Annotated in this window: 22 protein-coding genes; 11 read left to right on the top strand and 11 right to left on the bottom strand. The window is 71.9% G+C overall.

All coding sequences use genetic code 11. From position 1 onward, the window contains the following. The first annotated feature begins 5 nt into the window (after positions 1–5). Together ACIRA5_RS05765 and ACIRA5_RS05760 are read left to right on the top strand one after the other, a co-directional pair. Complete coding sequence (locus ACIRA5_RS05765; protein ID WP_403687647.1) at positions 6–545, top strand: SigE family RNA polymerase sigma factor; 540 nt, start codon at positions 6–8, stop codon at positions 543–545. Continuing rightward, positions 545–1,363, top strand: a complete 819-nt coding sequence (locus ACIRA5_RS05760) for a hypothetical protein (RefSeq protein ID WP_403687645.1) — start codon at positions 545–547, stop codon at positions 1,361–1,363. The genes ACIRA5_RS05765 and ACIRA5_RS05760 overlap by 1 nt, the downstream gene beginning before the upstream one ends. Before the next feature lie 50 nt (positions 1,364–1,413). Here ACIRA5_RS05760 and ACIRA5_RS05755 read toward each other — a convergent pair whose 3' ends face one another. Further along, positions 1,414–2,046, bottom strand: a complete 633-nt coding sequence (locus ACIRA5_RS05755) for a response regulator (protein WP_403688591.1) — start codon at positions 2,044–2,046, stop codon at positions 1,414–1,416. Between the two features lie 290 nt (positions 2,047–2,336). On the opposite strand from ACIRA5_RS05755, the gene ACIRA5_RS05750 reads away from it, so the two are divergent. Continuing rightward, the gene (locus ACIRA5_RS05750) at positions 2,337–3,887 is read left to right on the top strand and encodes an alpha-L-arabinofuranosidase B (protein WP_403687642.1); all 1,551 of its coding nucleotides are present in this window, start codon (positions 2,337–2,339) and stop codon (positions 3,885–3,887) included. Here ACIRA5_RS05750 and ACIRA5_RS05745 read toward each other — a convergent pair. The 3 genes from ACIRA5_RS05745 to ACIRA5_RS05735 are packed head-to-tail and all read right to left on the bottom strand — an operon-like array spanning position 3,865 to position 6,802. Next, positions 3,865–5,142, bottom strand: coding sequence for a sensor histidine kinase (locus ACIRA5_RS05745; RefSeq protein ID WP_403687638.1), 1,278 nt, complete (start codon positions 5,140–5,142; stop codon positions 3,865–3,867). The genes ACIRA5_RS05750 and ACIRA5_RS05745 overlap by 23 nt on opposite strands. Before the next feature lie 29 nt (positions 5,143–5,171). Next, positions 5,172–5,891, bottom strand: a complete 720-nt coding sequence (locus ACIRA5_RS05740; RefSeq protein WP_403687635.1) for an ABC transporter permease — start codon at positions 5,889–5,891, stop codon at positions 5,172–5,174. After that, complete coding sequence (locus tag ACIRA5_RS05735; protein WP_403687632.1) at positions 5,891–6,802, bottom strand: ABC transporter ATP-binding protein; 912 nt, start codon at positions 6,800–6,802, stop codon at positions 5,891–5,893. Before ACIRA5_RS05735 ends, ACIRA5_RS05740 begins: the two co-directional genes overlap by 1 nt. A 254-nt stretch (positions 6,803–7,056) precedes the next feature. On the opposite strand from ACIRA5_RS05735, the gene ACIRA5_RS05730 reads away from it, so the two are divergent. From ACIRA5_RS05730 to ACIRA5_RS05720, 3 genes are all read left to right on the top strand, one after another. Continuing rightward, positions 7,057–7,914, top strand: a complete 858-nt coding sequence (locus ACIRA5_RS05730; protein WP_403687629.1) for a MaoC/PaaZ C-terminal domain-containing protein — start codon at positions 7,057–7,059, stop codon at positions 7,912–7,914. A gap of 45 nt (positions 7,915–7,959) precedes the next feature. Continuing rightward, positions 7,960–9,036 carry a Zn-dependent alcohol dehydrogenase gene (locus ACIRA5_RS05725; protein ID WP_403687627.1) on the top strand — a complete coding sequence of 359 codons (1,077 nt, stop codon included), beginning with the start codon at positions 7,960–7,962 and terminating at the stop codon, positions 9,034–9,036. Positions 9,037–9,107: 71 nt separating this feature from the next. Next, positions 9,108–10,046 (top strand): 3-oxoacyl-ACP reductase, encoded by a 939-nt coding sequence (locus ACIRA5_RS05720; protein WP_403687624.1) that lies wholly within the window; start codon positions 9,108–9,110, stop codon positions 10,044–10,046. A gap of 102 nt (positions 10,047–10,148) precedes the next feature. Here the strand turns inward: ACIRA5_RS05720 and ACIRA5_RS05715 are convergent, their stop codons facing one another. Then, positions 10,149–10,316: a hypothetical protein gene (locus ACIRA5_RS05715; RefSeq protein WP_403687621.1), complete on the bottom strand. Its 168-nt coding sequence runs from the start codon at positions 10,314–10,316 to the stop codon at positions 10,149–10,151. 62 nt (positions 10,317–10,378) lie between these two features. Next, positions 10,379–11,686: a hypothetical protein gene (locus ACIRA5_RS05710; protein ID WP_403687619.1), complete on the bottom strand. Its 1,308-nt coding sequence runs from the start codon at positions 11,684–11,686 to the stop codon at positions 10,379–10,381. Between the two features lie 256 nt (positions 11,687–11,942). Between ACIRA5_RS05710 and ACIRA5_RS05705 the strand changes: the two genes are divergently transcribed. Genes ACIRA5_RS05705 through ACIRA5_RS05695 form a run of 3 tightly spaced genes read left to right on the top strand, consistent with a single transcriptional unit; the run spans position 11,943 to position 14,785 of the window. Beyond that, positions 11,943–12,800, top strand: coding sequence for a Nif3-like dinuclear metal center hexameric protein (locus ACIRA5_RS05705; RefSeq protein ID WP_403687617.1), 858 nt, complete (start codon positions 11,943–11,945; stop codon positions 12,798–12,800). Further along, complete coding sequence (locus ACIRA5_RS05700; protein ID WP_403688589.1) at positions 12,797–13,540, top strand: zinc ribbon domain-containing protein; 744 nt, start codon at positions 12,797–12,799, stop codon at positions 13,538–13,540. Before ACIRA5_RS05705 ends, ACIRA5_RS05700 begins: the two co-directional genes overlap by 4 nt. Positions 13,541–13,552: 12 nt before the next feature. Next, positions 13,553–14,785, top strand: coding sequence for a bifunctional RNase H/acid phosphatase (locus ACIRA5_RS05695; protein ID WP_403687614.1), 1,233 nt, complete (start codon positions 13,553–13,555; stop codon positions 14,783–14,785). Between the two features lie 18 nt (positions 14,786–14,803). Here ACIRA5_RS05695 and ACIRA5_RS05690 read toward each other — a convergent pair whose 3' ends face one another. Further along, on the bottom strand, positions 14,804–15,613 hold the full coding sequence (locus ACIRA5_RS05690) for a helix-turn-helix domain-containing protein (RefSeq protein ID WP_403687611.1): 810 nt from the start codon (positions 15,611–15,613) through the stop codon (positions 14,804–14,806). A 50-nt stretch (positions 15,614–15,663) separates the two neighbouring features. Between ACIRA5_RS05690 and ACIRA5_RS05685 the strand changes: the two genes are divergently transcribed. Continuing rightward, positions 15,664–16,128, top strand: a complete 465-nt coding sequence (locus ACIRA5_RS05685; RefSeq protein ID WP_403688586.1) for a zinc-binding dehydrogenase — start codon at positions 15,664–15,666, stop codon at positions 16,126–16,128. Here the strand turns inward: ACIRA5_RS05685 and eda are convergent. Continuing rightward, entirely contained in the window at positions 16,112–16,762 is a 651-nt protein-coding gene (eda, locus tag ACIRA5_RS05680) for a bifunctional 4-hydroxy-2-oxoglutarate aldolase/2-dehydro-3-deoxy-phosphogluconate aldolase (RefSeq protein WP_352045632.1), read from the bottom strand. The genes ACIRA5_RS05685 and eda overlap by 17 nt on opposite strands. Before the next feature lie 75 nt (positions 16,763–16,837). Further along, on the bottom strand, positions 16,838–17,620 hold the full coding sequence (yaaA, locus tag ACIRA5_RS05675) for a peroxide stress protein YaaA (protein WP_403687608.1): 783 nt from the start codon (positions 17,618–17,620) through the stop codon (positions 16,838–16,840). Between the two features lie 93 nt (positions 17,621–17,713). Between yaaA and ACIRA5_RS05670 the strand changes: the two genes are divergently transcribed. Further along, positions 17,714–19,150, top strand: coding sequence for an RNB domain-containing ribonuclease (locus ACIRA5_RS05670; protein ID WP_403687605.1), 1,437 nt, complete (start codon positions 17,714–17,716; stop codon positions 19,148–19,150). On the opposite strand, the gene ACIRA5_RS05665 is transcribed toward ACIRA5_RS05670, so the two are convergent. Both ACIRA5_RS05665 and ACIRA5_RS05660 read right to left on the bottom strand, forming a co-directional pair. Further along, positions 19,101–19,703 (bottom strand): hypothetical protein, encoded by a 603-nt coding sequence (locus tag ACIRA5_RS05665; protein WP_403687602.1) that lies wholly within the window; start codon positions 19,701–19,703, stop codon positions 19,101–19,103. The two genes, ACIRA5_RS05670 and ACIRA5_RS05665, sit on opposite strands and share 50 nt — an antisense overlap. Further along, the gene (locus tag ACIRA5_RS05660) at positions 19,700–20,458 is read right to left on the bottom strand and encodes a MerR family transcriptional regulator (RefSeq protein WP_403687600.1); all 759 of its coding nucleotides are present in this window, start codon (positions 20,456–20,458) and stop codon (positions 19,700–19,702) included. The genes ACIRA5_RS05665 and ACIRA5_RS05660 overlap by 4 nt, the downstream gene beginning before the upstream one ends. Positions 20,459–20,508 lie beyond the last annotated feature (50 nt).

Here is a 20,508-nt window from a genome sequence, read left to right as displayed (position 1 = left end):
TGCCCATGGGGGATCGGAAGCAGGCTCGGGACGAGGAGTTCCAGCGCTTTGTCATCGGCCGCTGGCCGCGGTTGATGCGTACGGCATTTCTCCTTACGGCGGAGCAGCACGCCGCCGAGGACCTGGTCCAGACGACGCTGGAGCAGGTCTATGTGGCCTGGCGCAGGGTCGGCGCGGCCGACGACCCGGAGGCCTATGTACGGCGCGTGATGATCAACGCGCATGCCCGGAAACACCGCAGAAGGCTCAAGGAGTTCCTGGCGCCGAAGGACGACTCGGGGCTCACGCACGAGCTGCCCGACCAAGGTGACCGGATCGCCCAGGCCGACGACCGCAGCGCCCTGCTGACGGCGCTCGTCCAACTGCCGCCGCGCCAGCGCGAGGCGGTGGTCCTGCGGTACTGGGAGGACCTGAGCGAGAGCCAGGCGGCGGAGGCGATGGGCTGTTCGGTGGGCGCGGTGAAGAGCAACGCGGCGAAGGGGATCGCGAAGCTGCGCGCCATACCGGGCCTGGCGGACATGGTGACGCACGGAGGGCGGAAGTGATGAGCGCGGACCGGGAGACGAACCACGACATGACACACAGGGACATCGCCCTCCTGCTGGCCGACGCCGCGGACGAGGCGGAGATCGGCATAGCCCCCTACCAGGCGGTGGTCCGCGGTGGCCGCCGCCGCAAGGCCCGCCGCTGGGCACTGGCGGCAGCCGCGGCGCTGGTGATCGCCGGTTCGACGGGGACGCTGGCGCTGGCCGGGGGGTTGGACGGCGAGGGACGCCGGGTGGCGCCGGTGGCCACGCGGCCGCCGACGGCTGAGGAGCGGCACGTGTTCGCGGCTCAGCGGACCACGCTCGCGGTCGGATACGAGGACGGCAAGACGTGGGAGGTGTTCATCGATGTGTGGGGAGCCGCGCAGGACGAAGTGGAAGCAGAAGCTCAACTGGACGCCATGGGCGGGTACCGGGAGCGGCCGGCGGACGTGCGTCAGGCTTCCGACCTGATCGGTAAGACCACGTACTTCCTGCGCCGGAGCGTGAGCGGGCTGGGCACGGAGATCATGATGTTCAACACGGCGAAGGAGGAAGGTCTCTCGGGCACGGACCTCCAGTCTTTCGCGGGCCCGTTGCTGGGGACCGCCGCCCACGGCCCCGAGCGACTGGTGGCAGGTCAGGTCGGCAAGGCCGCCCAGCGCGTCACCTGCACTTGGAAGGACGGCACGACGACCGATGTGCGCAGGGTGCCCGAGGGATACGGCGTCAACAGCGACGAGATGGTGATCCGCCCGGTGGCCGGGTCCCGGGCGAACTGGTTCGTGTGCCTGGCGCCGAAGGGCACGACCTTCAAGTCGGTGGCGGTGACGAAGTGACGGGGAGCGCGGGACGGGAGTGGCAGCGCGGGCTGTCGCCCCCTCGGTGACTACAGCCAGCCCTGCTGGCGGGCCTCCCGCATCGCCTCCATGCGGTTGCGGGTGTTCGTCTTGCCGATCGCGGAGGAGAGGTAGTTGCGGACGGTCGACTCGGAGAGGTGGAGCTTGGAGGCGATGTCGGCGACGGTGGCGCCGTCCACCGAGGCCTTCAGGACGTCGCACTCACGGGCGGTGAGCGGATTGGGTCCGGCGCTCAACGCGGCGGCGGCGAGCGCCGGGTCGATGACCGTCTCGCCGGTCAGCACCCGCCGGATCGCCTCGGCCAGGTCCTCCACGGGTCCGTCCTTGACCAGGAACCCGGCGGCGCCCGCCTCCATCGCACGCCGCAGATACCCGGGCCTGCCGAAGGTGGTGAGGATCAACACGCGGCAGTCCGGCGCCTGTTCGCGCAGTACGGCGGCGGCGTCCAGGCCGCTCATCCCGGGCAGCTCGATGTCCAGCAGGGCCACGTCCGGGCGGTGTATCAGCGCCGCGTCCACGATGGCGTCGCCCGCCGCGACCTGGGCGACGACCTCGATGTCCGGCTCCATCCCCAGCAACAGGGCGAGCGCGCCCCGCATCATTCCCTGATCCTCGGCAAGCAGGACACGCACGGACTTCGTGGGCCGGTGGTCCCGGGGCATCTCGTTCACGGGGCCAAGCGTAAGGCGGGGGAAGACGCGTGACCCGTCGTGGTGCGCACTTCGCCGGTCATTAAAAACTCTCCATGGTTCGACTCCGCGCATCTTGACGGCCCTTGACTCCGGGCAAACAATCGCCTCGACATTCCGCGATCGCCTTTGCCGTTCCTGTGTCGGGCCGATATTCGCAAACGTTCGGCATTTCGACCGGGAATGGTTCGGTATTTCGATCGAACGATGTCCGGTATTTCGACCGGATACCCGCACTGTCCTACCAGGAACGGAAGAGGTGCATGGTGTTACCAAGATCGTCGCGCCCGAGAAGCGCCGTGCTGGCCGTGCTGTCGGTGCTGGCGGCCGTCGTCGCGCTCGCCGTCGGGACCCCGGCGGCCACCGCCGCGGGATCGCTGCCCTGTGACGTCTACGCCGCCGCGAGCACGCCCTGTGTCGCCGCGCACAGCCTCGTCAGAGCGCTCTACTCGTCGTACAACGGCTCGCTCTACCAGGTGCAGCGCGCCTCCGACAGCGCCACCGCGAACATCGGTCTCCTGACGGCCGGCGGGTACGCGAACGCGGCGGCGCAGGACTCCTTCTGCTCCGGCACCACCTGCATCATCACCAAGATCTACGACCAGTCCGCGCGCCACAACGACCTCACCGTCGAGGGCGCGGGCGGGGCGGGCGCGGCCGACGTCGGGGCGCCCGCGGACGCGCTGCCGGTGACCGTCGGCGGCCACCAGGTCTACGGCCTGGAGATCTCGGCCGGCATGGGCTACCGGGACAACTCCACCTCGGGAGTGGCCACCAACGGGGCGGCCGAGGGGATGTACATGGTGACCTCCGGCACCCATGTGAACGGCAGCTGCTGCTTCGACTACGGCAACGCCGAGACCAACAACAAGGACACCGGCAACGGCCACATGGACGCGATCAACTTCGGCACCGAGTGCTGGTTCTCGCCCTGTTACGGCCAGGGCCCCTGGGTGCAGGCCGACCTGGAGAACGGCCTGTTCCAGTCGGACTCCGGCTACAGCAAGAACACATCGAACACCGGCACCGGGTCGATGCCGTTCGTGACCGCTTTGCTGAAGAACAACGGTCAGAACCATTTCGCGCTGAAATACGGCAACGCCCAATCGGGCGGTCTCACGACCACCTATTCCGGGGGTGAACCCACCACCAGTGGTTACTCGCCCATGCATCAGGAGGGCGCGATCGTCCTGGGCACCGGCGGCGACAACAGCAACGGCTCCATCGGGTCCTTCTTCGAGGGCGTCATGACCTCGGGCATCCCGACGGACGCCGCCGACGACTCCGTCCAGGCCAACATCGTCTCCGCCGGCTACGGCGGTGCGACCGGCAGCACCGGCTCACTGACGGCCGGGTCGGAGATCTCGCTGCGCGCGACCACCTCGTGCTGCACGACCGACTACATCCGCCACCAGAACAACGCGGCGGTCATCTCGGCCATCACGTCGAGCAGTTCGACGCTCGACAAGAGCGACGCCACCTGGATCGTCCGCAGGGGCCTCGCCGACAGCTCCTGCTACTCCTTCGAGTCACGGAACTACCCGGGCGACTTCCTGCGCCACTACAACTACCAGCTCTACCGACAACCCATGGTCGGCACCACCCAGTTCAGACAGGATGCCACGTTCTGCGCCGGGACCGGCAAGAGCGGGACGGGGACCTCGTTCGCTTCGTACAACTACCCGACGAGATACCTCCGGCACTACAACTACAACGTCTACATAGCGAGTGACGGCGGCTCGAACACCTTCGACAGCGCCACCTCGTGGACGGACGATGTGAGCTGGGCGGTCACGGCTCCCTGGGCGCCGTAGCCACCGAAGAGGACGCCAGGTCCGCCGCCTCCACCGGGAGTTCGGCGGTCACCGCGAAGCCGCCGCGCGGCGACGGGCCGGCCCTGAGCGACCCGCCCGCCGCCGCGAGGCGTTCCGTCAGGCCCTTCAGCCCGGTCCCGCCGACACCCTCGGCGGGACCGGTCGAGGCGCCCGCGCCGGTGCCGTCGTCCGTGACGGTCAGGCGGACATGGCCGCCCGGTACGCCCTCGACGGTGATCTCGCAGCGGGTCGCGCCGCTGTGCCGTACGACGTTCGTCACCGCCTCCCGGACCACCCAGCCCAGCAGGGCCTCGTTCTGCGGGGTCAGCGGTGCGCCGGACTGGCGGACCACGGGGTCGACGCTCGCCGCGGACAGGGCCGAGCGGGCCCGGTCCAGTTCCGTGGTGAGGCTGCCCTCGCGGTAGCCGGTCACCGCCTCGCGGATCTCGGTCAGCGCCTGCCGGCCCACGGACTCGATGTCCGTGATCTGCGTGAGGGCCGCGTCCAGGTCCCGTGGGGCCAGCCGGCGGGCCGCCTCCGACTTCACCACGATGACGGAGAGCGTGTGGCCGAGCAGGTCGTGCAGATCGCGGGAGAAGCGCAGGCGCTCCTTCTCCACGGCACGGCGGGCCAGCTCCTCGCGGGCGGCGCGCAGCTCTCGTACCGCCTCGGAGAGGGAGAGGATCGCCGCCGTCACCATGGTGGACAGGAAGGTGCCGTACGCGACGTTCACCGCGTCCCAGCCCGCCCGGACGAAGGAGACCACCGCCGCGAGCGCGGTCAGGCCGAGACCGATCTGACCGAGCCGCGGGCCCCGCAGCACCGCGCCGGTGGCCAGGCCGAGGAGCGGGAAGAAGTACAGCCAGCTGCCGCCGTATCCGAGGGCCAGCCCACAGGTGACCAGGCCCATCAAGGCGAGCGCCACCTTGGTGGACCGGGCCTCGCGGGCCTCCTTCACGAAGGCGCGGAACGTCACGTAGATGTAGAGGGAGTTGAAGATGAACAGACCCAGGCCGCCGATCCAGGGGTTCGCGGTCTTGCCCTGGAGGAGGTTGGAGAAGGCGCCCATCCCCATCAGCAGCCACGGCAGCAGCGCGAAGCCGGTGGGCGGCGGGCCCGGGTTCTCGGGCATCTTCCCGCCGCTTCTGCGGGCGGCCCGCTGCTCGGCCTTGAAGCGTTCCATGTCGGCCCGCCAGCGCGCCCGCGCCGCTCGCCACTCCTTCACCTGACAAGTGACCTCTCGTATCCAGGACATGTCCCCGCTCCCCCTTCGGACGGTCCGCTTCAGATGGTCCGCGCGGCCCTGCGGTACGAGACCACAGCGTACGAACCGAAGGCCAGTAGCCAAGCCGTGAGAACCGCCACCGCGCCGAGCGCCGGTGCGCCGCCCTCGGCGACGGACACGCCGAGCTGGGCGATGCGGTTCGTGGGGGTGAAGCCGGACAGGGACTGGAGCCAGCCCGGGAAGAGCGTGAGCGGGAACCACAGACCGCCGACCACCGAGAGCCCCAGGTTGCACACCATGTTCGCGACACCGGTCGTCTGCGCGGTGAGCCGGTAGCCGTTGCCGAGGCCGAGCAGGGTGAAGGGTATCGAGCCGAGCCACAGCAGCACCGCGACGGCGGCCCACTGCCAGACCTCCAGCCGTACGCCGTTGACCAGGCCGCCCGCCGCCAGCACCGCGGCGATCGCGGGCAGCACCGTCACCGAGCCGGTCAGCGTCCGCCCGAGCACCACCTCGCGCGGGGTCATCGGGGTCACCCGCAGCTGCCGCAGCCAGCCGATCGACTTGTCCTCGGCGACCCCGCCGCCGGTGTTCAGGGCCGAGCCCACCGCCCCGTACGCGGCCATGCCGATCATCGAGCCGGTCTGCCAGCCGCCGTCACTGCCGTCACCGAGGTTGGTGAACAGGAGGTACATCATCACGGGCATCGCGATGCCGCCGATGACGAAGCCGGTGTCGCGCAGCGTCCGGCGCACTTCGAGGCGCAGATAGTCCAGCATCACACCGTCTCCAGAACATGTGAGGTGAGCGTCATGAACGCGTCGTCCAGGGATGCGGGGACGACCTCCAGGCCGCGGATCGCACCGAGCTCCGCCAGCGCGAGCACCGTCGCGTCCGAGTCGTCCGTGCGCAGCCGGGCCCGGTCTCCGCGCACCTCCACCGACACCACACCGGGCAGCAGGGTCAGCCCCTCGGTGCCCCGGCCCGCGAGGTCGAAGGAGACCAGGTTGCCGCCCACCGACCGCTTGAGCTGCTCGCCGGTCCCGTCGGCGACGAGCCGGCCGTGGTCGATGACGAGGATCCGGTCGGCATGCGCGTCGGCCTCCTCCAGGTAGTGCGTGGAGAACAGGACGGTGTGGCCACGCCGCGCATAGGACCGCATCGAGTCCCAGAACGCGCGCCGCGCCTCCACGTCCAGCGCGGCGGTGGGCTCGTCGAGCACGATCAGGTCGGGGTTCCCTGCGAGCGCCACCGCGAACCGCACCCGCTGCACCTGTCCGCCGGAGAGCCGGTCGACGCGCCGTCCGGCCAGATCCGCGATCCCCGCGAGCTCCAGCGCGTCGGCGACCGGGAGCGGCGCGGGATAGCGGCCCGCGACGAAGGAGACCAGCTCACGCACGCTCACGCGGGGCACCGGCCGGGTCTCCTGAAGCATCGCGCCGACCCGCCCGGCGCGCACCGCCGCCTCCGGGGGGCCGCCGAAGAGCGCGACCGTCCCCTCGTCCGGCTCGTTCAGACCGAGCAGCAGGGAGATCGTGGTCGACTTCCCCGCGCCGTTGCGCCCCAGCAGCGCCACCGTCTCGCCGCGGCGGATCTCCAGATCCACCCCGTCCACGGCGCGCACCGCGCCGAACGCCTTGACCGCCCCCGTGAAGGACACGGCACGCTCTGTCCCACCTGTCTGTGTCATGTCTGAGACGGTACGAATCCGCGGCCCCTGCCCGGCAGATGCGCTTGTACGGACTCCGGCAGGACAAATGTCACGGCCGGGCGGACGGGCCGTTGACCTGACAGGGCGTCAGGAGCCTTCACAACTGCCGAGTGCTGGGCTATACAAGGGTCGCCGGACTGGAACGCGTTCTAGATCGGCCAGTGTCGACCTCGGTGCGGCCGACGGTGCGGACGGCCGCACCGAGGTCTTTCGCGCTACTGATCAGGAGCCCCATGCCCATCGACGCCGCCAAGGCCCTCGCCGCCGAACCCCGCAGCGGTGAGATCACCTGGGACCGCAAGGACGTCCAGCTCTACCACCTCGGCCTCGGAGCGGGCGTCCCGGCGACGGATCCCGACGAACTGCGCTACACCCTCGAATCGAAGCTGCACGTCCTGCCGAGCTTCGCCACCGTCGCGGGCGCCGGTTCCCCCGGAGTGATCAGCGGCCTGTCCATGCCCGGCGTCGACGTCGACCTCGCCCGCGTCCTGCACGGCGGCCAGACCATCGAAGTGCACCGCCCGATCCCGGTCGAGGGCAAGGCCCTGGCCACCGGGCGGATCGCCGCCATATACGACAAGGGCAAGGCGGCCGTCCTGGTCATGCGCACCGAGGTCGCCGACGCCGAGGGACCGTTGTGGACGAACGACGCCCAGATCTTCGTACGGGGAGAGGGCGGCTGGGGCGGCGACCGCGGCCCCTCCACCCGCCTCGAGGAGCCCGCCGGTGCGCCGGACCGGACCGTCGAGCGCCCGGTCCGCGAGGAACAGGCTCTGCTCTACCGGCTGTCCGGCGACTGGAACCCGCTGCACGCCGACCCCGAGTTCGCCAAGCTCGCCGGGTTCGACCGGCCGATCCTGCACGGGCTGTGCACGTACGGGATGACGGTCAAGGCGGTCGTCGACACGCTGCTCGGCGGGGACGTGGCGCGCGTCCGCTCGTACACCACGCGCTTCGCCGGGGTCGTGTACCCGGGGGAGACCCTGCGCATCCGTATGTGGCGGCAGGAAGGCAGCGTCCGGGTGGCCGTGAGCGCCGCCGAGCGCGATGACGCGCCGGTCCTCGCCGACACCGTCGTCACACACTCCTGAGCCCAGCCCGTCAGTGATCAGCCCGTTGTCGAGGGGAGCCGCACCATGCGCGCAGCCGTACAGCACGAGATAGGCCAGGACAAGCTGGAAGTCCTCGACGACATCGAGGCGGTGGGCTTCGGGCCGGGCAAGGTGCGGATCCGGGTGCGGGCCACCGGGCTGTGCCACTCCGACCTGTCCGCGATGAGCGGCGTACTGCCGCAGCCCGCGCCGTTCGTACCCGGCCACGAGGGCGCCGGGGAGATCGTCGAGGTCGGCGAGGGCGTCACCCATCTCAAGCCCGGCGACCGGGTCGTCGTCTGCTGGCTGCCCGCCTGCGGCGTCTGTCCCGCCTGCAAGCGCGGCCAGAGCCAGCTGTGCCTGGCCGGCTTCATGAACGCCGGCACGCCCAACTTCAGGCGCCCCGGCGGAGACGTCTTCGGCTTCGCCGGGACCGGCACCTTCACCGAGGAGGTCGTGGTCGACGCGGGCTCCGCCGTACCGATCCCGGACGACGTGCCCTTCGACATCGCGGCCCTCATCGGCTGCGGAGTGACGACCGGCCTCGGCGCCGCCCTCAACACCGCGGACGTGGCGGCCGGTTCCTCGGTCGCCGTGATCGGCTGCGGTGGCGTCGGCATCTCCGCGATCCAGGGCGCGCGCCTCAAGGGCGCCGCCGAGATCGTCGCCGTCGACCCGGTCGCCTCACGCCGGGAGGCCGCTCTGCGGTTCGGCGCGACGAAGGCGGTCTCGCCCGACGAACTCCCGGGCGCGAAGCAGTCGGTGACCGGCGGCGAGGGCTTCGACTACGTCTTCGAGGTCGTCGGCCGCTCCGCCACCGCCCGCACCGCGTACGAGAACACCCGCCGCGGCGGCACCCTCGTCATCGTCGGCGCGGGCGCCATGGACGACTTCCTGCAGCTCAACATGTTCGAGCTGTTCTTCGACGAGAAGCGGATCCTGCCGTCCATGTACGGCGGCGGAGACGTTCTGCGGTCGTACGAGCGGACGGTCGCCCTGTGGCGCGCGGGCCGCATCGACCTGGAGAGCCTGATCACCCACCGGGTGCCGCTGGCCGGGATCAACGAGGCGCTGGACCAGATGCGGACGGGAACCGCGCTGCGTACGTGCATCGAGATCTGACCCCCACGGCCGCTGCCGGCTGACCCCCACGACTGCCCCCACGACCGTTGCCACGATTGCTGAGGACTTCGATGTCACTGCCACTTGAAGGGCTCGCCGCGATCGTCACCGGCGCGGGACGCGGGCTCGGCCGCACCGAAGCGCTGGAACTGGCCCGCCTGGGTGCCGCCGTCGTCGTCAACGACTACGGGCAGCCCGGACGGGACGGCTCCGGCGCGGCCTCGGCCACCCCCGCCGAAGAGGTCGCCGCCGAGATCCGCGCCGCGGGCGGCCACGCCCTCGCCCACACCGGGGACGTCTCCGACCGCGAACGGGCCCGTGAGCTGGTCGACCTGGCGATCGGCGCGTTCGGGAAGCTGGACATCCTCGTCAACAACGCGGGCATCCTACGCGACCGGATGGTCTTCTCGATGTCCGAGGACGAGTGGGACTCCGTCATCCGCGTGCACCTGAAGGGCCACTTCAACACGACCCACTTCGCGTCCGCGCACTGGCGGGCGCGGTCCAAGGCGGCGGACGGGCCGGTGTACGGGCGGATCGTGAACACCTCCTCGGAGGCGTTCCTCGCGGGCTCGGCGGGACAGCCCAACTATGCGGCGGCCAAGGGCGGCATCGTCGGTCTGACGACCTCGACCGCGCTGGCGCTCGCGAAGTACGGCGTGACGGCCAACGCCATCTGCCCGCGTGCCCGGACCCGGATGACCGAGGACGTGTTCCACGGTTTCGAGGTGCCCGAGCAGGGCCTCGATCCCCTCGCCCCCGAGCATGTCGCGCCCCTCGTCGGCTACTTGGCCTCGCCCGCCGCCGCGCACGTCAACGGACAGCTGCTCGTCGTGCACGGCGGCATGGTCGCGGTCGTCGAACGGCCGCGGGTGGCAGCCAAGTTCGACACCAAGCAGGACGCCTTCACCTACGACGAACTCGACGCACTGCTCGGCCCGTACTACGCGGAGCGGCCACCGGGGGAGACGTTCGCGGCGGCCGAGGTACTGGGACTCAAGCACCTCTAGTTCCCGCAGTTCCCCCTGCTTCCCCCGGCCCGTCCGCCCCGCACGAAACGGCCCCGCTCGCGCCGAGCGCGGGCGGGGCCGTATCGCTGGTCCTGCTTACCGTCAGGCCGATGTGTTCTGCTGGTCGGACGGCTTGCGGTGGCGGCCGTGGGGGGTCGCCTCGTCGTCCTGGCCGGAGACCGGGCCGCGGTGCTTGCCGTGGCCTTCGTCCTGGACCGTCGCCTCGTGGGCGTCGGTGGCCGGCGGTTCCATGGTGCTGGTTTCGCTCATGTGGAAGTGTTCACCCCGTCAACAAGATCCTTCTTTGCAGCCGGGGGATTCTAACCGGTCGCTCACGCGGGAACGGGGGCGGGTGACCAGTTCTCTCCCCCGGGCCCCCCTTCGGCCCGGACGGCCTCGTCCTCGGGTGCCGGGCGGGTGGAAAGGGGCCGCCTCTTCACGGGGGACTGCCCGCTCAGCGGTGCCTGTTGGAGGGGGACCGGGCGCGTCGCGGGCCGTTCCGGCGGAGGGGGTGCCTCCGCCGTCGGCGCGGCGACGGGTGCCGTCACCTTCGTCACCCCGCACGGCACCGACCCCGTCGCGTACGGCAGTTGGAGGACCCCCTCCCTGGTCCACAGGCCCGCGCCCGCCAACCAGCCCTCCGGGGCCGCGAGATGGTGGACCTGGCGTTCGACCGGCCGCCACACACCCACCCAGCTGCCGGCCGGCCCGTCGATGCACAGGGCCACCGCGCAGCGCTCCGGCGTCAGTACCTGCCCCGGCTGGATCGCGAACGGCGTCACCGTGCAGTCGGTGGCGCGCAGACAGTCGGGGAAGCGGATCGGCAGGGTGCTGCCGAGGACGCCCCAGCCGAGGCGGTCGTGGCCCGGGGACGGCGCGTCGGAGCGGACCAGCAGCAGTCCGCTGTCGGCGTCCGCGAGCAGCAGCCGGTCGTCGCTGTCCTCGGCGATCTGCAGCAGTGGCGTTACTTCACCGCCGCGCCCCAGGTCGACGACCACCGTCTTGGTGCGGCCGTCCTGGTGGCGGTCCAGGGCCAGCAGGCGCCCCGTGCCGTCCAGCCAGACCCCGCCCGAACAGCGGCCCGGCACCTCGGCCAGGTGCTCGGGCCCGAACGCCCCGCCCACCACCAGCCACACCGCCGTGGAGCCGCGGCCCGTGGCGAGGGCGTACGCGTACTCCCCGTCCGGCGCGGGCGGCAGCAGCCGCAGCCGGGTGTGCTCGTCGTGGCACTCCACCGCGCCCAGGAGCAGCTCCCCGGTGCCGGGACCGGTCGGGTACAACAGTGAGAACGTGTGCCGCCCGTCCGCGACGCGGTGGATCAGCACCCGCCCGTCGGACATCGGCAGCACTTCGGTGCCGGGCTCCTCCGGCTGATGGGACGGCAGCGGTACGGCGTAGGGCTCGGGGCCGTCCAGCGTCCAGCGCTCCGGGAACCAGCACTCGCCGTCGAGGGCGAGGCGGGCCGCGTAGGTTCCGTCCGCGGCGATCACACAGGTGGGGCGGGCGATCGCAGCCGCGGGGCGGACGATCGCATCCATGGGGCAGGCGGTCGCGTCCGCGGGGTGGGCGGTCGCATCCGTGGGGCGAGTGGCCCGCTCGTCCCCGGGTTCCGCCGCAGGTTCGGTGGCACAGGCCGTCATCGTTCGGTCACCTCCGGCGACGAAGCTAGTTTTCGCACGCACAGACGTGGGACCGGCGGGCGGGCGCTTCACACATAAGGGTGGCCGTGCCGCGATTCGCCTGAGGGAACGGGGACGCGTGTGCTGAACGGTGCGTGGAGAAGGGGGTGGGGCCCGGATCGCCGGGGGCCGCCCGCCGCCGGGATCCCTGGTCGCGCACCCGGGGACCGGCCCGCGACCGGTGGGACACCGGCCCGAGCCAGGTAGCCTTTTCCCCGTGCCCCGTCTGTCTGAAGTCATCGCCGCGCTCGACACCCTCTGGCCCCCCGAGAGGGCCGAGGGATGGGACGCGGTCGGCACCGTGTGCGGCGAGCCGGACCAGGAGATCACCCGCGTCCTGTTCGCCGTCGACCCCGTTCGGGAAATCGTCGACGAAGCGGTGAAGCTGGGCGCGAACCTGCTGGTCACCCACCATCCGCTCTATCTGCGCGGGACGACGACGGTCGCGGCCGACACCTTCAAGGGCCGGGTCGTGCACACCCTCATCAAGAACGACATCGCGCTGCACGTCGCCCACACCAACGCCGACCGCGCCGACCCGGGAGTCAGCGACGCCCTCGCCGGGGCGCTCGACCTGCGGGTCGTACGGCCGCTCGTGCCGGACCCCACCGACCCCGAGGGCCGCCGCGGCCTCGGCCGTGTCTGTGAGCTGGACCACCCGCTGACCGTCCGTGAACTCGCCGCGCGCGCCGCCGGGCGACTGCCCGCCACCGCGCAGGGCATCCGCGTCGCCGGTGACCTGGACGCGGTCGTCCGGACCGTCGCGGTCAGCGGCGGCTCCGGCGACAGCCTCTTCGACGACGTGCGCGCCGCAGGCGTCGATGCCTTCCTCACCGCGGACCTGCGCCACCACCCGGCATCAGAGGCCCGCGCCCACAGTCCTCTCGCGCTGCTCGACGCGGCGCACTGGGCCACCGAGTGGCCCTGGTGCGAGCTGGCCGCCGCCCAGCTCGACGAGATCTCCGACCGCGAGGGATGGGGCCTGCGGGTCCACGTCTCCAAGACGGTCACCGACCCCTGGACCGCCCACGCGGCGTCCACCGAAACACCTAACGCAATGGGAGCCCCCAACTGAACGCCGCGCCCGCCGACCAGATCCGACTTCTCGACGTCCAGGCCCTCGACGTACGCCTGCAGCAGCTCGCGCACAAGCGGAGGTCCCTTCCCGAGCACGCCGAGATCGAGTCGCTGAACAAGGACCTCACGCAGCTGCGCGACCTGCTCGTCGCCGCGCAGACCGAGGAGAGCGACTGCGCCCGCGAGCAGACCAAGGCCGAGCAGGACGTGGACCAGGTGCGCCAGCGCGCGGGCCGCGACCAGCAGCGCCTGGACTCCGGTGCCGTCACCTCCCCCAAGGACCTGGAGAACCTCCAGCGCGAGATCACCTCCCTCGCCAAGCGGCAGGGCGACCTGGAGGACGTCGTCCTCGAGGTCATGGAGCGCCGCGAGTCCGCGCAGGAGCGGGTCGCCGAGCTGACCGAGCGGACCTCCTCCGTGCAGTCGAAGATCGACGACGCGACCGGCCGCCGGGACGCCGCCTTCGAGTCCCTCGACGGCGAGAGCGCCTCGGTGACCAAGGAGCGCGAGGTCGTCGCGGCCTCCATCCCCGCCGACCTGCTGAAGCTCTACGACAAGCTGCGCCAGCAGCAGGGCGGCGTCGGCGCCGCGCGGCTCTACCAGCGCCGTTGCGAGGGCTGCCGCCTGGAGCTCAACATCACCGAGGTCAACGACGTGAAGGCGGCCTCCCCGGACACCGTGCTGCGCTGCGAGAACTGCCGTCGCATCCTGGTGCGTACGTCCGAGTCCGGTCTGTAAGGGGCGCGGGGCGTGCGGGAGTTCATCGTCGAGGCCGACGGCGGTTCCCGGGGCAACCCGGGACCCGCGGGGTACGGCGCGGTGGTCATCGACGCGGTCACGGGGGAGACGCTGGCGGAGCGTGCCGAGTACATCGGCATCGCCACCAACAACGTCGCCGAGTACCGGGGCCTGGTGGCGGGCCTGCGTGCCGCCCACGAACTGGACCCGGCCGCGCGCGTCCGGGTCCGGATGGACTCCAAGCTCGTCGTCGAGCAGCTGTCCGGCCGCTGGAAGATCAAGCACCCGGACATGAAGCCCCTGGCCGCGGAGGCGGCCCGCGTCTTCCCGCCCGACCGGATCACCTACGAGTGGATGCCGCGCGAACAGAACAAGCACGCGGACCGACTGGCCAACGAGGCGATGGACGCCGGCAAGCGGGGCGAACAGTGGTCGCCCCATGAGGGGCGCGGGGCTGTGACCATTGCGGCTCCGCCGCGTGGGCGCGACCAGCCCCCACAGCCCCGCACTCCGACGGACCCCGGTGGCGAAGCCGCGAAGGCCGACGCCGATGTGCGGGCCGCGCAGCACGTGGCCACCGCCCCGCGACCGACCGTCGGCTGGGGCGCGGCCCCCGACATGGGCGCCCCCACCACCTTCGTGCTCCTGCGCCACGGCGAGACCCCCCTCACCCCCCAGAAGCGTTTCTCCGGCAGCGGCGGCACCGACCCGTCGCTCTCGGACGTGGGCCGGGAACAGGCCGAGCGCGTCGCCGCCGCGCTGGCCGCACGCGGCACCGTCCAGGCGATCGTGGCGTCGCCACTCACCCGTACCCGCCAGACCGCCGCCGCCGTCGCCGCCCGCCTGGGACTGGACGTCGCCATCGAGGACGGCCTGCGCGAGACGGACTTCGGCGCCTGGGAGGGACTCACCTTCGCCGAGGTGCAGGAACGCCACCCCGAGGACCTGAGGACCTGGCTCGCCTCCCCGAAGGCCGAACCGACCGGCGGCGGCGAGAGCTTCGCGGCGACCGCCCGCCGTATCGCCACCACCCGCGACAAGCTCATCGCCTCCTACGCGGGCCGCACCGTCCTGCTCGTCACCCACGTCACCCCGATCAAGAGCCTCGTCCGGCTCGCGATCGGCGCCCCGCCGGAGTCCCTGTACCGGATGGAGCTGTCCGCGGCCTCCCTGTCGGCGGTGGCGTACTACGCGGACGGCAACGCCAGCCTGCGCCTCTTCAACGACACCTCTCACCTGCGCTGAGCGGCCCGGGCCCGGCGGTCACCCGCGCCGAGCGGCCCGGGCCCGCAGGATCTCGGCGGTCTCCCGGTCCGCCGGCAGGAACGCCTCCAGATGGAGCTCGGCGAGCGTCACGTCGACCGCGGTCGCGAAAGACGTCAGCGTGGTGAGCAGTCTCAACTCGCCCTCCGCGCACCGCAGTCGCAGCGGCACGGCGAAGCCGAGATAGTCGGCGCTGGGCTCACTCGCCGGTACGTAGTGCGCCAACTCCTCGACCAGGGAGGCGAGTCGGGGATCGGGGCTGCGCACGGCACGGGCCCGCAGGTTCTCCACGATGTGCTGCCCCCACGCGTCCAGGTTCACCACCCGCGATCCCATCCCACGCGGATGCAGCGCGAGCCGCAGCACGTTGACGGGCGGCGCGAGCAGCGCGGGGTCCGCGCCCTCGGTGAGCACGTCGAACGCCTCGTTCGCCGCGACGAGTTCACCCCGCGGCCCCGCCACCACCGCCGGATACGGCAGATGCCCTTCGAGGATGCTGTCCAACGCCTCCCGTACGGGCTTCAGCGCGACCGCGTCGAGCGGTGACTCCGCGAACGCGGGCGCGTAACCGGCCGCCAGCAGCAGCGAGTTGCGCTCCCGCAGCGTCAGGCCGAGCGACTCGGCGAGCCGTATCACGATCTCCCTGCCGGGCACCGACCGCCCACGCTCGATGAAACTGACGTACCGCTGGGTCGTCCCCGCCCGCGAGGCGAGCTCCAGCTGACTGACCCGGCGCGCGGTGCGCCAGCGCAGCAGCTCCCGGGCGAAGGGCGGAGGTTCGGTCACCGAGGCGGCGGTGCTGATGGTCATGGCTCAGTTGTACGTCACGGGTACGACCGTCCGGCCATACCTCACGGGGAATTGAGCGGCGTACCCCGTCCGAGCAGCATGGACGCATCCACCTCAAGGCACTCGGCGCGGACCACGTCGTCACCTACTGCGAGAACCCCGAATGGGGCACGGCTGTGCGGGAGTCGACCGGCGGGCGCGGCGCCGATCTCGTCGTCGAGACCAACGGCCCCGACACCATCGAGCAGTCGATGCGCGCCGCCGCGCTCTACGGCCAGATCGTGCTCCTGACCACCGGCAACCCACGCCGGCCCGGTATCGAGATCTCCAGCCCGGTGTACGCGGCGAGTCTGGCGACGATCCGCCGGGTGTTCGTGGGCGGCCGGGCCCACTTCGAGTCCATGAACCGGGCCCTCACCCTGCACGGTGCCCGCCCGGTCATCGACCGGGTCTTCGGCTTCGACGAGGTCCACGAGGCGTTCCGCCACTACGCGTCCGGTGTGGCCTTCGGCAAGGTCGTCATCCGCGTGGCCTGAGCGCGGCGGCCTCGCGCGCCAGGCTCTCCACACGCCCCCAGTCCTTCGCGGCGATCGCGTCCTCGGGAAGCATCCACGTCCCGCCCACGCAGCCGACGTTGGGGAGGGCGAGGTAGTCCGGCGCGTAGGTGGGGCCGATACCGCCCGTCGGGCAGAACCTGGCCTGCGGCAGCGGTCCGGCGAGCGACCTGAGATACGCCGTGCCGCCGGCCGCCTGCGCCGGGAAGAACTTCATCTCCCGCACACCGCGCTCCAGCAGCGCCACCACCTCCGAGGTCGTGGACACCCCCGGCAGGAACGGCACCCCGGACGCCTTCATGGCATCGAGCAGTACGTCGGTCCAGCCGGGACTGACCAGGAAGCGGGCGCCCGCGGCCACGCACTGCGTCACCTGAGCCGGCGTGATGACGGTGCCCGCGCCGACCACCGCGCCCGCAACCCCGTCCGCGATCGCCCGGATGGCGTCGAGCGCGCACGGCGTCCGCAGGGTCACCTCTATCGCGGGCAGCCCACCCGCGACGAGTGCCGTGGCCAGGGGTACGGCGTCCGCGACCTCGTTCACCACGACGACGGGAACCACGGGGGCGAGATCCAGCACGGAGGCGGCGGGAACCGAGGGCAGCGGTGAGCTCATGGGCTCATCGTGCCCTCGTCGCGCAACATGCGCAAAGAGCGTTGCGCATGTTGCAACGACACCTCCATGGGGCTTCTAATGCACCTCGTTCACCAGCACATCCAGCGCCCAGGCCGTCCCCGCCCGCGCGGGCGCCTGCACCTCCACCTCGTACCCCAGGTCCCGCAAGGTCTCCACCAGCTCTGCCGGATCGGCGGGCGCGGCCCCCGCCGAAAGCAGACTCCGCACGATCCGCCCCTTCGTCGCCTTGTTGAAGTGGCTGACCACCTTCCGGGTGGGCGCGTGCAGCACCCGGACCGTCGCCGTCCGCCCGGCCACCTCGCCCTTCGGCTTCCACGCGCCCGTGTACGCCGAGGACCGCAGGTCGAGCACCAGCCCGTCGCCGGCCGCCTCGGGGAGCGCGGCGGCCATCGGCGTACGCCAGTGCGCGCCCAGCGCCCCGAGCCCCGGCAGCCTCACCCCCATCGAGCAGCGGTACGACGGGATCCTGTCCGTCACCCGGACCGCGCCCCACAGCCCGGAGAAGACCAGCAGCGAGCGGCTCGCGCGCCGCTTGGCCGCCGTGTCCAGCGAGGCCAGGTCCAGGGCGTCGTACAGCACCCCCGTGTAGATCTCCCCGGCCGGGCGCGCGCCCGCACTGCGCAGCTCCGTGTTCTTGGCGATCTCGCCGCGCAGGCCCTCGCTCAGTCCGAGCACCTCGCGGGCCTTCTCCTCGTCGCCGGCGCACAGCTCGGCCAGCTCGTCGAGAACCGCCCGACGCGCCTCGGTGAGCCCGGGCAGGGACAGCGACTCCAGCTTCAGCGCGGTTCCCCGGCGGGAGGGTGCCTTGCCCTCGGAAGGCGGCAGCAGCACGAGCACGGTGGTGTTCTCCTAACGGTGGGTGTGGCCCGGCGCCAGCCTAAGGGGTGCGGTCGGGGTGCCCGCCGCGTGCGCGCGACCTACGCTCGACCCATGCCGTGCCGCCACATCCGCGCCACCTGCGTACCGGGGGCTCCTCTGCAGGCCGCCCTGTCCGCCCTGCGGACCGGTCTCGGTGTGCCCGGGGGCTTCCCGCCCGGTGTACTGGAGGAGGCCGCCCGGCCACCCCGCCTGCCTCCCCACGACGCGACGGACATCCCCTTCCTCACCATCGACCCGCCGACGTCCGCCGACCTCGACCAGGCGATGCACCTGTCCCGCCGCGAGAACGGCCGCGGCTACCGCGTCCGGTACGCGATCGCCGACGTCGCCGCCTTCGTCGCCCCCGGCGGCGCCCTGGACGCCGAGGCGCACCGCCGCGTGACGACCCTCTACTTCCCGGACGAGAAGGTCCCCCTCCATCCGACCCGGCTCTCCGAAGGCACCGCGAGCCTCCTGCCCGACCAGACCTGCCCGGCCGTGCTCTGGACGATCGACCTGGACGCGGACGGCCGCACGGAGAGCGTCGACGTACGCCGGGCCCTCGTCCGCAGCCGCGCCAAGCTCGACTACGCGCACGTACAGAAGCGGATCGACGACGGCACGGCGGAGGAGCCGCTCGCCCTTCTCAAGGAGATCGGGACGCTGCGCGAGCGTCTGGAGGTGGAGCGCGGCGGGATCTCCCTCAACGTCCCCGAGCAGGAGATCGTCGAGACGGACGGGACGTACGAACTCGTCTACCGCGCCCCCCTTCCCGCCGACGCCTGGAACGCGCAGATCTCCCTGCTCACCGGGATGGCGGCGGCCGACCTGATGCTCGCGCACGGCACCGGCGTCCTGCGCACGCTGCCCGCCGCCCCCGACGGCGCGGTCGGCCGCCTTCGCCGCACGGCCAGGGCCCTGCACATCGACTGGCCGCACCACGTCTCGTACGCGCGGCTCGTCCGCTCCCTCGACCCGCACCTGCCACGCCACGCGGCCTTCCTCCAGGAGTGCACGACGCTGCTGCGCGGCGCGGGCTACACGGTGTTCCGGGGCGGCGCCCTCCCGGACGTCACCTCGCACGCCGCCGTGGCCGCGCCCTACGCCCACTGCACGGCCCCCCTGCGCCGTCTCGTCGACCGCTACGCCTCGGAACTCTGCCTGGCCGCCGCCGCGGACGAACCACCCCCCGACTGGGTGCTCACCGCCCTCGACACCCTCCCCAAGGAGATGGCCGAGGGCTCCCGGCGCGCGGGCACCGTGGAACGCGAGTGCGTCGACATCGTCGAGGCCGCGCTCCTCAAGGACCGGGTCGGGGACATCTTCGACGGATGCGTGGTGGACGTGATGGAGCGTCAGCCCACGGTCGGCACCGTCCAGTTGGAGTCCCCCGCGGTCGTCGCCCGCATCGAGGGCGGCACCGGGACGCTGCCGCTGGGGGAGCGGTTGCGGGTCCGCCTCACCCAGGCCGACCCGGGGACGGCGAAGGTACGGTTCGCGCCCGCGTGAGGGCCTGTGCGAGTGCGTCGGGGTCGTCCGCGTGCAGCCGTACGAGACGGACCCGACGTTCCCGGCCCAGGAGCGTGAAGTGCGGTACTGGGGCGGCCAGTTCGATGGTCACGTCGGTCTGGGCGCCCACGGCGAGGTTCAGTTCGCCCCCGGCGCGCTCGTGCGTGGTGCGCAGCTCGCGGCGCACCGCCGCGATGTCCACCAGGGGTATCCGCAGATCCACCTGCGCGCCGTTGCGGACGCGCAGGTGCGTGGAGTCGAGGATGTGCGGGCGCGTCACACCGGCCGCGTGCAAGCCGACGACCATCAGCACGGTGTACACGTCGAGGACGAGGACGACCGCGTGGACGACCGGCCACCCGCGCAGCAGCACCGCCATCCCGGCCGTCTCGACGACGCACACGAAGGCGAGCCCCCACATCATGGCGCCCTGGCCCCGCGCGTGACCGAAGGGGCGGCCGTCGCGCGTGCCGTGCGTGCGCCGGGTCACCCACAGCAACAGGCTCGCGAACAGGCGCAGTTCATGCCGTACGAGGCCGCGCACGATCCTCATCGCCCGCGCTCCGTGAACATCCGCATCGCCCGCCGGATCGCCTCCGCCTGGGCCGGGGCGACGTCGGCGTACAGGGCGCGCAGAAAGCCGTCGTCGAGGCCGGGAGCGAGATCGGTCTCCAGGAGCAGGGAATCGGGCAGGCAGTCGGCGAGTGCCCGGGCCGCCTCGTCCACGCGCGGGTCGTCGGGGTCGGCCTCGGCGAGTGCGTCGAGGAGCGCGTACACCTCGTGCGCCCGTGCCACGGCGGCGGGCGTCTCGAAGGCGCTGCCCAGCGCCGCCATCAGCCGCTTCCGGCTCTCGGGCGAGGCCACGGTGTCGATCAGAGCGAGCACCTCGCGGTCCCTGACGGCCATGGGGGACTCGGGGCCGTGCGCCATCCCCGTGAGCAGCGCGGCCAGTTCAGGAGAGACGGGGCCCTCGGCGGGCAGGTTCCCCTCCCGGTCCAGCAGGGCGCGCAGCCGGTCCCGCCGCTCCCGGATCGCCGCCTCCTGCCGGGCGAGATCGGCGTCGAGTTCCTCGAGCACCTCGGCGAGATCGCGCCCCGCGTCGTCCGCGAGCACGTCCCGCACCTCGGCGAGCCCGAGTCCCAGCTCGGTCAGCCGCCGGATCCGGGCGAGCACGACGGCGTGCCGCAGCGTGTAGTCCCGGTAGCCGTTGGGGCGCCGCTCGGGCTCCGGCAACAGCCCGAGATGGTGGTAGTGCCGTACCGTCCGCGTGGTGACACCGACGGTGACGGCGAGTTCTCCGATCCGCATGCCCTCAGTAGAAACGTTGACGTTGCGGCAAGGTCAAGCGAGGAGGTCCT

Origin of the sequence: Streptomyces sp. NPDC096311 (assembly GCF_044763085.1) — a bacterium.
Taxonomy (GTDB): domain Bacteria; phylum Actinomycetota; class Actinomycetes; order Streptomycetales; family Streptomycetaceae; genus Streptomyces.
This window is presented reverse-complemented; position numbering and strand designations above follow the sequence as displayed.

What these genes read in the sequence shown, in the direction of transcription:
- ACIRA5_RS05765 (WP_403687647.1), top strand. Translation starts at nt 6, where the DNA reads ATGGGGGATCGGAAGCAGGCTCGGGACGAGGAGTTCCAGCGCTTTGTC.
- ACIRA5_RS05760 (WP_403687645.1), top strand. Translation starts at nt 545, where the DNA reads ATGAGCGCGGACCGGGAGACGAACCACGACATGACACACAGGGACATC.
- ACIRA5_RS05755 (WP_403688591.1), bottom strand. Translation starts at nt 2,046, where the DNA reads ATGCCCCGGGACCACCGGCCCACGAAGTCCGTGCGTGTCCTGCTTGCC.
- ACIRA5_RS05750 (WP_403687642.1), top strand. Translation starts at nt 2,337, where the DNA reads ATGGTGTTACCAAGATCGTCGCGCCCGAGAAGCGCCGTGCTGGCCGTG.
- ACIRA5_RS05745 (WP_403687638.1), bottom strand. Translation starts at nt 5,142, where the DNA reads ATGTCCTGGATACGAGAGGTCACTTGTCAGGTGAAGGAGTGGCGAGCG.
- ACIRA5_RS05740 (WP_403687635.1), bottom strand. Translation starts at nt 5,891, where the DNA reads ATGCTGGACTATCTGCGCCTCGAAGTGCGCCGGACGCTGCGCGACACC.
- ACIRA5_RS05735 (WP_403687632.1), bottom strand. Translation starts at nt 6,802, where the DNA reads ATGACACAGACAGGTGGGACAGAGCGTGCCGTGTCCTTCACGGGGGCG.
- ACIRA5_RS05730 (WP_403687629.1), top strand. Translation starts at nt 7,057, where the DNA reads ATGCCCATCGACGCCGCCAAGGCCCTCGCCGCCGAACCCCGCAGCGGT.
- ACIRA5_RS05725 (WP_403687627.1), top strand. Translation starts at nt 7,960, where the DNA reads ATGCGCGCAGCCGTACAGCACGAGATAGGCCAGGACAAGCTGGAAGTC.
- ACIRA5_RS05720 (WP_403687624.1), top strand. Translation starts at nt 9,108, where the DNA reads ATGTCACTGCCACTTGAAGGGCTCGCCGCGATCGTCACCGGCGCGGGA.
- ACIRA5_RS05715 (WP_403687621.1), bottom strand. Translation starts at nt 10,316, where the DNA reads ATGAGCGAAACCAGCACCATGGAACCGCCGGCCACCGACGCCCACGAG.
- ACIRA5_RS05710 (WP_403687619.1), bottom strand. Translation starts at nt 11,686, where the DNA reads ATGACGGCCTGTGCCACCGAACCTGCGGCGGAACCCGGGGACGAGCGG.
- ACIRA5_RS05690 (WP_403687611.1), bottom strand. Translation starts at nt 15,613, where the DNA reads ATGACCATCAGCACCGCCGCCTCGGTGACCGAACCTCCGCCCTTCGCC.
- eda (WP_352045632.1), bottom strand. Translation starts at nt 16,762, where the DNA reads ATGAGCTCACCGCTGCCCTCGGTTCCCGCCGCCTCCGTGCTGGATCTC.
- ACIRA5_RS05670 (WP_403687605.1), top strand. Translation starts at nt 17,714, where the DNA reads ATGCCGTGCCGCCACATCCGCGCCACCTGCGTACCGGGGGCTCCTCTG.
- ACIRA5_RS05665 (WP_403687602.1), bottom strand. Translation starts at nt 19,703, where the DNA reads ATGAGGATCGTGCGCGGCCTCGTACGGCATGAACTGCGCCTGTTCGCG.
- ACIRA5_RS05660 (WP_403687600.1), bottom strand. Translation starts at nt 20,458, where the DNA reads ATGCGGATCGGAGAACTCGCCGTCACCGTCGGTGTCACCACGCGGACG.